At 42.1% G+C, this 12,265-nt stretch carries 7 protein-coding genes; all 7 read left to right on the forward strand.

Annotated features, from left to right (window positions below; translation table 11 throughout):
* The first annotated feature begins 213 nt into the window (after nt 1-213).
* The 7 genes from DW036_RS09810 to DW036_RS09840 all read left to right on the forward strand — a co-directional run bounded on the left by DW036_RS09810 (nt 214) and on the right by DW036_RS09840 (nt 12,145).
* Nucleotides 214-3,531, forward strand: coding sequence for a TonB-dependent receptor (locus DW036_RS09810; RefSeq protein WP_118463708.1), 3,318 nt, complete (start codon nt 214-216; stop codon nt 3,529-3,531).
* Nucleotides 3,532-3,546: 15 nt separating this feature from the next.
* The gene (locus tag DW036_RS09815; RefSeq protein ID WP_118463711.1) at nt 3,547-5,565 is read left to right on the forward strand and encodes a RagB/SusD family nutrient uptake outer membrane protein; all 2,019 of its coding nucleotides are present in this window, start codon (nt 3,547-3,549) and stop codon (nt 5,563-5,565) included.
* Between the two features lie 69 nt (nt 5,566-5,634).
* Nucleotides 5,635-7,227, forward strand: a complete 1,593-nt coding sequence (locus tag DW036_RS09820) for a hypothetical protein (RefSeq protein WP_147401465.1) — start codon at nt 5,635-5,637, stop codon at nt 7,225-7,227.
* Between the two features lie 182 nt (nt 7,228-7,409).
* Nucleotides 7,410-8,534 (forward strand): glycoside hydrolase family 43 protein, encoded by a 1,125-nt coding sequence (locus DW036_RS09825; protein ID WP_118463717.1) that lies wholly within the window; start codon nt 7,410-7,412, stop codon nt 8,532-8,534.
* Between the two features lie 62 nt (nt 8,535-8,596).
* Entirely contained in the window at nt 8,597-9,448 is an 852-nt protein-coding gene (locus DW036_RS09830) for a family 16 glycosylhydrolase (protein WP_118463720.1), read from the forward strand.
* A 151-nt stretch (nt 9,449-9,599) separates the two neighbouring features.
* Complete coding sequence (locus DW036_RS09835; protein ID WP_022394113.1) at nt 9,600-10,850, forward strand: DUF2264 domain-containing protein; 1,251 nt, start codon at nt 9,600-9,602, stop codon at nt 10,848-10,850.
* A gap of 5 nt (nt 10,851-10,855) precedes the next feature.
* Nucleotides 10,856-12,145 carry a BNR repeat-containing protein gene (locus DW036_RS09840; RefSeq protein WP_118463723.1) on the forward strand — a complete coding sequence of 430 codons (1,290 nt, stop codon included), beginning with the start codon at nt 10,856-10,858 and terminating at the stop codon, nt 12,143-12,145.
* The last annotated feature ends 120 nt before the right edge of the window (nt 12,146-12,265 follow it).

Consider the following 12,265-nt stretch of genomic DNA (forward strand, 5'->3'; position numbering starts at 1 on the left):
GTTAATGTTTTTTGTATCCTACATAATATGTTGAAGAATGTTTCAACTTATGTAGGATTTTGTTTCATGCACCAAAACTAAACATGAATGGAACATTTGTAAGGGCTTTACTCTGTGAATGTCCATAGATTTGCAATGTGATTCTGGAGCTAAGCATGCAGCTCTATTATCACATAGTGTGTTAAGTTATTTTTTAATCTTAAAATTCATACGATGGAAAAACTAAAGATTTCCTCAGGGGCAAGGTTGAATAAGGTACTCTCTACCTTAATGATCTGTATGGCTCTTATGATGAACGTCTCGTATCTGAGCGCTCAAAATCCTAATGTTACGGTAACTGGTACAGTGGAGGACACAATGGGTCCTGTAATTGGCGCCAGTGTGGTTGAAAAAGGCGTACCTTCCAATGGATGTATTACCGATATTGATGGTAATTTCTCTTTGAAAGTAAAACAGAATGCTACGCTGGTAATAAGTTTTGTGGGCTACAAAACAGTAGAAATTCCTTTGAAGGGACAGAGAACAGTGAAAGTGACGTTGCAAGAGGACACTGAGATGCTGGATGAGGTAGTGGTAGTTGGTTACGGTACGATGCGTAAGAAAGACCTTACAGGATCGGTTGTACAGATTAATCCCGGTAAAATAGCCGACTCGAATCCGACATCTGTACAAGATGTATTGCGTGGAACACCGGGTTTACAGATTGGTTATGATGCTTCTGCAAAAGGTAGCGGTGCTTCTATACAGTTGCGTGGTAAGAACTCGTTGGGTACTGATGCCAGTCCGTTGATCGTATTGGATGGTATGGCTTTCTACGGTGAACTCTCAGAAATCAATCCGGATGATATCGGTCAGATTGACGTATTGAAAGATGCCTCTTCTGCTGCTATCTACGGTGCCAAGGCCGCTGCCGGTGTTATCATTATCACTACTAAAAAAGGTAAACAAGGAAAGCCTGTCATCAATGTGAGCGCTAATCTGGCTGTCAACCAGAAAGCGGCTTATCGCGACTATTACAATGCTTCCGGTTACCTGCGTTATCGTCAGGATTGGTATAAGATGGTGAATACTTATGGACAGGGAGAGAACGGGCTTTATGGTTATTACAATGCGATGGTAGACACTAAAAAAACGGACGAGAACGGCAAACCCATATATGCACTTGCCTATCCGCAAGGTTATTATGACAATCCTACAAATATGACAGCTGCAGAACAAAGTGCTTGGGGTTCTGCTACCGCTTTTAGTGGTCTCGGATTTTCTGAAGGCGAATCCGCGCTTAGCTTGTTTGCACGTCGTCTGACGTTGGATGTTTCTCCGCTGGTATATAATAATTTCTTGGCAGGCAATACCTTTGATTGGTATGATTCCACTTTCCGTACCGGTATCAATCAAGATTACAACGCCAGCATTTCAGGTGCTACTGATAAAGTTAACTACTATTTGTCTGTGGGCTACATGGATAATGAAGGTGCCGTACAAGGTAATGATTATCATGCATTCCGTTCGAACATGAAGATTAACGCCACGATTACCGACTGGCTGGAGGTGGGTGCAAATGTGAACTTCCAGGATCGCTCTGACGGTGATATTCAGGTATCATTGGGCAGTAACTATTGGGATAATAATATGTTGCGTAATTCTCCTTACGCTTCCATGTATAGTGAAAATGGTGGGTATGAGCAATACCCTATGTCGGGTACGCCTACGAATGGTGGTTACAATTACTACTTCGACCGTCAATACTACGATTTGGAGAAAGGATATACCGTATTGAATACCATTTTCAATGCCAAGCTCACGTTGCCTTTAGGATTCTCTTATCAATTCAACGCCGCTCCGCGTTTGCAATGGTTTTACGACCGCTATTTCATGTCGGCCGACCTGCCCAACTCTTCGGCAGCTGACCGTGGTGTGAATCGCGGATGGTCCAAGAACTTTGACTGGAACTTGAATAATACCATTACTTGGGATCGCACTTTTGCTGATACTCATCACTTTACAGTGACATTGGTGCAAGAAGCTGAAGAACATCGTTATTGGAGCGATAATATTCAGGCCCGTAACATTACACCGACTGATGCACTTGGTCTCCACTATACCAATGGTGCCAACAAGGAGCAGAGTTCTTTCTCTACCAACGATACGCACTACACTGCCGCTTCTTATCTGGGACGTTTGTTCTATAGCTACGGCGACCGTTATATGTTTACCGGTACGTTCCGTCGAGACGGCTATGCAGGTTTCGGAGCCAAGAATCCTTGGGGTAACTTTGGTTCTGTAGGTTTAGGTTGGACTGTTTCGAACGAGAAATTCATGGAGAGCACTCAGAATTGGTTGGATATGCTTAAGCTACGTGCGTCTTGGGGTACCAACGGTAACCGTGAATTTGGTGATGTGTACAAAACATTAGCTAACCTGAACTTGGGGGGAACCGGCATGGTTTATGTCAACAACGGCACATCAACAGTGGTTAATCCCTTGTATATGGACCGTTTGGCAGCTCCTAACCTGCAATGGGAAAAGACGAAATCCTGGAATGTTGGAGTAGATTTTTCTGTATTGGATGGCCGCTTGAGCGGTACGGTGGATTACTATTTCAAGAAGACTACCGATATGATTATGTCGCAGCGTCTGCCGAGTTTCTCCGGTTTCGGTAGTATTACTGCCAACTTGGGTGAAGTGCAGAATAAGGGCTTTGAAATAGCTTTGAATTCTACTAATATCGAGACTAGAGACTTTACATGGAATACTTCCGCCGGTTTCTCTATCAATAAAAACCGTATTAACCACATCTATTACGACTATGACGAAAACGGTGTAGAGCGTGACGATACTTCTAACGGTTGGTTCATCGGACAACCTATGGGTACCATTTGGTATTACGAAACTGATGGCGTTTGGCAGAACACACCTGAGGATATTGCTGCTGCTGCTTTGGTAGGCCAGAAACCGGGTGATCCGAGAGTGGTGAATCGCTATACGGAAGACGATAAAATTTTAGAAGATGGCACCCGGGTGCCGGTTTACAACGATAACGATAAAACTTACCTTGGAACCACAGCCCCTCCCATTTATTGGAACTTGCGCAATGAGTTCACCTTGTGGAAAGATCTGACATTCTCATTCTCGCTCTATTCCTATATGGGGCATAAGAGTACAAATGGTTACTGGCTGAATCAGGACAATGGCGGTTCACAGGTACTTAATGGCTTCAATATGCCGGAGAAAGAATATTGGACACCCGACAACCCGACCAATGCCTACTGCCGTCTGAATGCTGCAGGTCCTAATACTGGTTTGGCTTCCGGTGTGGATAAGCTTTACAACCGCAATTTTGTTCGCTTGGACGACATCACCGTTGGCTATACGCTGCCTCAGAGATGGACGAAGAAATATATGATTGACAAGATTCGCGTAACTGCAACCGTCAAGAATGTTTGCACCATCTCCGGTTGGGAATATGGTGACCCCGAAACAGGCGGCTTATCTACCCGTTCCTTTAACTTTGGTTTGAATATAACACTCTAATAACTGAAAGACAATATGAAAAAGATGAATAAATTAGCAAAGGGATGCATGGTTTTAGCTTCGGCAGCTATGCTGGCAAGTTGTTCGGACAGCTTCCTGGAACAAGACCCCTTGTCATTCTATAATCCGGGAAATACGTATACTACAGAATCGGGTTTGCGTTCTGCAATGGCGATGTGCGACCTGGGACTCAAGGAAATGTTAATGGATGGAAACGGAAACGTACTTCCGATGGCTTCGCTCTATTTCATGACTGATATAGGCTTATATGCAAAGACTGATGTAGGCTTTTTTATGGATGACTTCGCCAACAAGATTACGCCGACCGATGGTATGAAAGGGGGAGGAGATGAGAACTCTATGAGCCGTTTTTGGGACCGTGGTTGGGTTAGCATCAAGTTTGCCAATACTGTGCTTTCGTACGTAGATCAGGTACAGGGACTGGATGAAAAGTTGCGTAACGAGTATAAAGGACGTGCTTACTTCCACCGTGCTTATGGATACTATCATCAGGCACTGCTGTTCGGTGACATTCCTTTGGTGACAAAAATTATCGAGGTACCCAAGCAGAACTATAAGTCTACAAGCAAGGAAGCCATCTTCCAGATGTTGGTGCATGATTTGGAGTTTGCAGTTAATAACGTACCGGCCCAAAAGGACATGGCCTATATGGGAACAGTGAATCAGGAAGCTTGTATGCAGCTGCTTATTAAATGTTATCTTGTAACGGGTGAGTATAAGAAAGCCGAAGATATGGCTACTGATTTGATCAATAACCATGGTTTGAAGTTGATGGAAGCTCCATTCGGAACATATGTTGTAGGTAATGACAAAACTTTGCCCGTGCAACGTAATGTGGTTTGGGATCTTCATCGTGGCGAAAATGTGTCTATTCCTGAAAACAAGGAAACCATCATGCCTATTTTGAATTTCCATAGTCAGAGTTGGATAAGTTATCCGCTGATGCGTGCCATGTGTGTGCACTGGTCCAATAGTATTATTACAGATCCTCATAATCTGAGTTCACCTACACTGAATTATGCACGTACTGACGGTAAGTATAATGAAGAGTTAGATTGGGTACGAGCTTTAGGACGTGGTATTGGTTGTTTCCGTACTTCCCACCATTACAATAAGACTATCTGGCGTTATGATGGCGAAGAAGATACGCAAGATTTGCGCCACAACCGCGCTGTAGGTAACTGGGTCGAAATGGAAGATCTCAAGTATAATAATCCGGCATCGGATTTCTATGGTCAAAACCTGATGCTCTATGCGCCGGAAGATTGGGGGGTAAATGATGAAGGCAAACCCATCGTGGCAAAGGGCAAATTGCTTTGTTCCGATACTATTCGCAGTTGGTATCCTACTCCTTTGTATAAGGTTTATATTAAAGATGCCGCGGCAGAAGAAAATATGAATGCCAATCAGTTCAATGGGGCTACAAAAGGCACCTCCTGTTCCAATGGTGATCTCTATTTGTTCCGTCTTGCCGAGACTTATCTGCTTCGTGCGGAAGCTAAATTCTATCAAGGCAATACAACGGGTGCGGCTGATGATGTAAATGCTGTTCGCCGTCGTGCTAATGCTAAGAAAATGTTTACTACGGTTACCATCGGAGACATCACCGACGAACGTGCTCGTGAACTTTATCTGGAAGAATGGCGTCAGCCTGAGTTGACTCGTATCTCCTGGTGTTTGGCTCGTAGCGGTCAGCCCGATGAGTGGGGTGAGACTTACGACTTAGCTACTTGGGATAAACAAAGCGGTACCGATTTGAATGGTGGTAGCTATTGGTTTAAGCGTTGCACGCGTTACAGCATCTTTAATCATGGTCCGGTATACTCTCTTGGTAAAGCGTTTAACTATCAGGTTGATAAGCGTAATATGTTCTGGCCTGTACCTAATTCGGCTATTACAGCTAATATCGGTGCTACACTTCGTCAGAACTATGGTTATGATGGTTACGATGCTTCAGTGCCGATGTTTACTAATTGGGAGGAAGCTGTAGCTGATGAAGAGAAAACAAATTAATTAGATAAACTTATTCGACCAATTCCTTATCACTTGATAGGGAATTGGTCGAAATATACATTCTATATTATGAAAATTATTATATATATTCTTACTATAATGTTTTTGTTTTCTTGTACTCAAAAGGAACTTTCTATTGATAATAGCGAAAATGTAGAAACATTTTATATTGCTGAAGAGGATGGAGTCATTTATCCGTCAACAAAGATAAATGCTATGACCCGTGTCAGCTTTAATGATAATGATGTGAACTGGGTTAATGAATCAAAAGTCACACTGCCTAATGGAGAAAAGGTTGATCTCCCATGGGTAGATGGAGGAAGTTTACCATTCTTCATGCAACAGAAGTTAAGCCCGGATAATGGTTGGGAACTTGTGGCGCATACCATGGCGCCGGATACTCAAAGCGATAGGTCTTATCTCATATTTCACAATTATGTTACGGGAACATTGCGAGTTTTCTGTTATATGAGCACATTTGCAACGAACAATAATGGATATTGGAGAATTTCTTTTTCCGAGCCAACAAGTCTTTTAAATTTTGTGAATGAATATGCATTGCCAAAAGATAAAAAAGGTAGGAATGAAGTTATTGTCTCAAATAGCACAACACAGCATGGTGGAGGTTTTGCTTTAGGGTGGAATGGTTTCCAAATAGAATTAGCTTATGATTCTGAGGCTTCTGGTATAATGAAAATAGAACCAATGAATGTTACAACTGAGAGCATTGTAATGGATGGCAATTTTAAATCAGAAACAGAAGGAACTATTATTGGGAAATCATCATCTTCTACTACTACTTCTAAAGCTATTCAAGGCATTGGTAAACTTGCAGGAAATTCAGCTGAAAAATGGTTGCAATCAATATTACCTAATGTTCAGCAAAATAGTAGGGCGATAGGAACTGCTACATTATTCTCTTTAGCAAAGTCGGGTATTATATCTATCTTTTCTGGATTTTCTGGTTTGTTTAAAAAAGACACACAAGAAATACTGGATGTAAATTTGACTACACATGGAGATATTAGTATGAAAGGTGCAATTGCTACTCCAACTGCAGCCCCAATGGCTCCTGTTAATATACATCTTGAAATGATTGATGGAAAGCTTGGAGGATGGAATCTATTAGAATCTCCTACAATGACTTGGTGGACTACTGTTTTTAATGAAATTGAGCAAAACAATGCTATAACAAATAGAGAGTATATCTATGAGGTACCTCAACCACAGCATATATCATATAGTATTGTTAGTAATCCGAAAGCTCGTATATCTACGTCTGATTTACGCTATGTCTTTGTGCGTTCTTCTGAATTGCCGTCTTATAGAAAAGTAGGTAATGTTGAATATGGAAAAAATGTATTGCCAACAATTTATCCCAAATATCAATATAAAGGAGTTACTATCATTCAACAGCCTCGTATGCGTGTTCATATACGTCTTACTGATTTCCCAAATTCGGATGGGCTTCCTTTTGATATAGATTTGATGGATACGAATGTACAAAACAAAATAGTAGAATTCATAGAAAGAGATTCTAATATGGATCTTTATATTCAATTTGTATGTAATGCGAATATTGTGATAAATGGAGTGGAAAATGAATATGTATCAACAAGAACGGTAGAGTGTACAAATCATTTCTGGGGTGATGCATATTAATATGCTAAAGTTTACGACTCCTAGTTTTGGGGGATACTTTAGGTATTTAATAGTGATAAATGCCCATGCAAAATAACTTTATATTTTCAGGCACGGATTAAGTTCTCTACACAGTTAAATAAATCTGCGTGATTCGTGCCTGAAAATGATATATAGACTAATTATAGTGACATGTAGGATTTATGAGTAACTATTTGAAAGCAATAGGGCCTTTTTTATTTCTATGTATCTTGTTTCAGACACCTTTGTGGGGACAGGTCAATTCAATAGGTAACCAAGATATTGTTTCCGGTGAAGTTTGGAAAGATACGGATGGAAATGTAATTAATGCCCATGGTGGTGGTATTATTTTCTATAAGGGAAAATATTACTGGTATGGAGAACATCGACCTTCCTCTGGTTTTACAACTCAAGTAGGGGTAACATGTTACTCGTCTGCGGATTTACGTAACTGGAAGTATGAAGGCGTGGCTTTAGCTGTATCTGATGAGGTTGGAAGTGATATAGAAAAAGGTTGTATCATTGAGCGACCCAAAGTAATCTATAATCAAAAGACCGGGAAGTTCGTCATGTGGTTTCATCTGGAACTGAAAGGAAAGGGATATGGACCTGCACGTGCAGGAGTTGCCATAAGTAATACCCCGGTAGGGCCTTACACGTTTATCCGTTCCGGACGTATAAATCCGGGCGTTTATCCGATGAACATGACGCTGGAGGAACGGAAGCTTACATGGAACCCGAATGAGTATGAATGGTGGACTCCGGAGTGGCGTGAAGCAATAAACAAAGGAATGTTTGTGAAACGTGATTTGGAAAGTGGACAGATGTCTCGTGATATGACTTTGTTTGTTGATGAGGACGGTAAAGCTTATCATATTTATTCTTCTGAGGAGAATTTAACGCTTCAAATTGCAGAATTGTCCGATGACTATCTTAGCCATACAGGAAAATATATCCGTATATTTCCCGGTGGACACAACGAAGCACCGGCTATATTCAAGAAAGATGAGACTTATTGGATGGTAGCGTCAGGATGTACTGGCTGGAAACCTAACGAAGCCAGACTTATGACTGCTTCTTCCATTTTAGGAGAGTGGTCTCAGTTACCCAATCCTTGTGTAGGGAAAAATGCGAAAATTACTTTTGGTGGACAAAGTACCTATATATTGCCATTAAAAGAGGGTGGATATATGTTTATGGCGGACATGTGGCACCCAAGCAGTCTGAAGGATTCACGTTATATCTGGTTGCCTATCCGATTTGATGAAAAAGGAATTCCGTTTATTGAATGGTTGGATAAGTGGTAAATTTCTTATATTCGTATCTTCTATAAGAATTGGTAGTATAAATCTGTAAAATGTGAACTTGAATGAAAATAGTAATAAGAAGTCTGTTCCTGCTATTTTTGCTTATTCCGGTAGGTCTGTCCGGTCAATCGGAGTGGCAATTAGTGTGGAGTGATGAGTTCAACGCAGACGGTCTTCCGGATACGGCTGTGTGGAGTTATGATAATGGTTTTGCACGTAATGAAGAAGTCCAGTGGTATCAGGAAGGCAACGCTTACTGCAAGGATGGAAAGCTGATTATCGAAGTGCGAAAAGAGAAAGGACGTAGAAATCCATGGTATGAACCCGGAAGTAACGACTGGCGGAAGAAGCGGGAGTTTATCGAGTACACTTCCTCGTGCATCACTACGTCCGGTAAGAAAGAATTTCTTTATGGCAGATTTGAAGTTCGCGCCAAGATTCCTGTAAGTGGAGGGGCATGGCCTGCTATCTGGACATTGGGTAGCGGTATGGAGTGGCCTTCGTGTGGTGAAATTGACATCATGGAATACTATCGTATTAAAGGTGAACCGCATATTTTGGCAAATGCTGCCTGGGGAACTGACCGGCAATGGAGTGCAAAATGGAAAAGTAAAGCAATCCCTTTTACTCATTTTACGGATAAAGATCCCCAATGGGCAGATAAATTTCATGTCTGGCGTATGGATTGGGATGAAACTGCAGTTAAACTCTATCTGGATGATGAATTACTGAATGAAATTCCTTTGAGCGAAACTATAAACGGAACGATTGGGATGGGAACAAATCCTTTCCGCAAGCCTCAATATCTTTTGTTGAACTTGGCTCTTGGTGGCATAAACGGTGGAGAGATTGATGATAAAGGAATCCCCATGCGCTATGAAATAGACTATGTACGGGTATATCAGAAGCAATAGAAAAGATGGAAAAGACCTGATTTTCCTGAAAACTATACATTTTATAACGGAAATGACCGATAAATATCCTCTTTTGCAATATTTGTAGTAGTTCGTTTTCTTATGAAACGGATATATTTGCAACAATGAAAAACAACTTATATAGAATATCATGAAAACAAGAAAATATCTTTGGCTACTATTGACCGTAGCATTGCTGATACCTCTTAATGTATCGGCTAAAAAGAAACCTGAAAAAGTAAAGACTGATCGTGAATTATGGACAGGCATTCTCTATCAGATGGCTGCACCTGTACTGAGCAATATGAGCGAAGGTAAATTGCAGGAAAATATGCTGGTAGAGTTAAGTCCTACATGGGATGGCCGTGATAAACGAGTGACTTATATGGAATGCTTCGGCAGGTTGATGGCCGGACTGGCTCCGTGGTTGTCATTGCCTGATGATGACACGGCAGAAGGTCAGCAGCGCAAACAATTGCGTGAGTGGGCATTGAAGAGTTATGCCCAATCAGTGGACCCGGAAAGTAAAGATTACCTGCTATGGCGCAAGGAAGGACAACCTCTCGTAGATGCTGCTTATATAGCTGAAAGCTTTTTGCGTGGATATGATGCCTTATGGGTTCCATTGGATGATTTGACAAAGCAGCGATATATTGCTGAATTCCAACAATTACGCCGGGTAGATCCCCCATATACGAATTGGTTGTTATTCTCTTCAACTGTTGAATGCTTCCTGAAAAAGGCAGGTGCCCAAACCGATTACTATCGTATAACTTCTGCTTTACGTAAAGTAGACGAGTGGTATGTGGGCGATGGTTGGTACAGTGACGGAGAAGATTTTGCATTTGACTATTATAACAGTTTTGTGCTTCACCCCATGTATGTGGAATGCCTTGACGTGATGACGGATGGAGGAAAAAGAAACATCTGGAATGTGAAAGGCGGAAACTTCCCGAAAGCTTTGAAGCGTATGCAGCGTTTCGGTATGATATTGGAACGCTTTGTTTCTCCCGAAGGTGCTTTCCCCGTATTTGGTCGTTCAATTACTTATCGTACCGGTGTACTACAGCCGCTTGCCTTGTTGTCATTACGTGGCTGGCTACCGAAAGAATTGCCTGCCGGACAGGTGCGTGCGGCAATGACGGCTGTTATTCAACGCATGTTCGGTGATAACCGCAATTTCAATGCGGAAGGTTATCTGACATTAGGCTTTAATGGTTCTCAACCCAATATTTCAGACTGGTATACCAATAATGGTAGTCTTTATCTGGCTTCGCTTGCTTTCTTGCCATTAGGTTTGGCTGCTGATGATCCCTTTTGGACAGATGCACCACAGCCCTGGACATCAAAGAAAGCATGGGGAGGAGAAGATTTCCCGAAAGATCACGCATATTACGAATAATAATTATGAATAAACGCATTCTTTTTTTCTTTCTGATTCTCCTGATATTTTCCACTCTCCGGGCACAACAGTCCCAGCTTGTGGAAGTGGGGAACGGATATAGCCAAACGTCGGTCAATACGACTGTATTCAGAAATAACTCGCTTGTGACACAAGGAGATGAACAGTATATAAGTTATTATGATGGGGACGGTTATCTGGTTCTCGGCAAACGGAAGTTGAACTCTGATCAATGGACGTTACAGCGGACACAATACAAGGGAAATGTAAAGGATGCCCATAATATAATCAGCATGATGCTGGACGGAGATGGTTATTTACATCTGTCATTTGATCATCACGGACATAAACTGAATTATTGTCGCAGCACTGCTCCATATACTCTGGAGCTGGGTGGTAAAGAGCCTATGACCGGAGTGGATGAGGGAAATGTGACTTATCCGGAGTTTTATCTGTTGAATGGAGGCGATCTGTTGTTTGTTTATCGTTCCGGTTCTTCCGGCAGGGGAAATCTGGTGATGAACCGCTATTCTGTGAAAGAGAAAAAGTGGTATCGCGTACAAGATGTCCTGATAGATGGTGAAGACCAGCGGAATGCCTACTGGCAACTCTATGTAGATGAGCAGGGAACCATACATCTGTCGTGGGTATGGCGTGAAACATGGCATGTGGAGACTAATCATGATCTTTGTTATGCCCGTTCCTATGATAACGGTGTAACGTGGTATAAGGCGAATGGCAAGAAATATGATTTGCCTATTCGTTACAATAATGCAGAGTATGCCTGCCGCATTCCACAAAACTCAGAACTCATCAACCAGACTAGTATGAGTGCGGATGCAAGTGGTAATCCTTACATTGCCACGTATTGGCGCGATCCTGATAGTGATGTTCCGCAATACCGTATTGTGTGGTACGATGGACAAATGTGGCAGAACCGCCAGGTTTCCGATCGTCATACTCCTTTTTCTCTGAAAGGTGGTGGCACCAAGATGATTCCAATTGCCCGTCCGCGTATTGTAGTGGAAGGTGGTGAGATATTCTACATCTTCCGTGATGAAGAACGGGGAAGTAGAGTGTCGATGGCACATGCTCAGGCTGTGGGAACTGGCAAATGGACCTTTACGGACCTGACAGACTTTGCGGTAGACGCCTGGGAACCCTCACATGACACGGAACTATGGAAGCAGAAACGCCGGCTCCATCTTTTTGTGCAGCATACTAAACAAGGTGATGGTGAACGTATGGTTGAATTTGCTCCTCAACCGGTATATGTGCTGGAAGTGAATAATTGATTTTGTGTACGTATAATTTACTATAGTGACAAACTCCCTTTAATCCTTACTCAGAATACCTTCTGGGAGGGGGGATAATGAGTATACGACTGAATAGGGTTAAGTATAGGACTGAATGGC

This window comes from Bacteroides sp. AF39-11AC (assembly GCF_003474285.1).
GTDB lineage: Bacteria > Bacteroidota > Bacteroidia > Bacteroidales > Bacteroidaceae > Bacteroides.

Excerpts from the sequence above, each read along its gene's own strand:
- DW036_RS09810 (WP_118463708.1), top strand. The coding sequence starts at position 214 with ATGGAAAAACTAAAGATTTCCTCAGGGGCAAGGTTGAATAAGGTACTC.
- DW036_RS09815 (WP_118463711.1), top strand. The coding sequence starts at position 3,547 with ATGAAAAAGATGAATAAATTAGCAAAGGGATGCATGGTTTTAGCTTCG.
- DW036_RS09820 (WP_147401465.1), top strand. The coding sequence starts at position 5,635 with ATGAAAATTATTATATATATTCTTACTATAATGTTTTTGTTTTCTTGT.
- DW036_RS09825 (WP_118463717.1), top strand. The coding sequence starts at position 7,410 with ATGAGTAACTATTTGAAAGCAATAGGGCCTTTTTTATTTCTATGTATC.
- DW036_RS09830 (WP_118463720.1), top strand. The coding sequence starts at position 8,597 with ATGAAAATAGTAATAAGAAGTCTGTTCCTGCTATTTTTGCTTATTCCG.
- DW036_RS09835 (WP_022394113.1), top strand. The coding sequence starts at position 9,600 with ATGAAAACAAGAAAATATCTTTGGCTACTATTGACCGTAGCATTGCTG.
- DW036_RS09840 (WP_118463723.1), top strand. The coding sequence starts at position 10,856 with ATGAATAAACGCATTCTTTTTTTCTTTCTGATTCTCCTGATATTTTCC.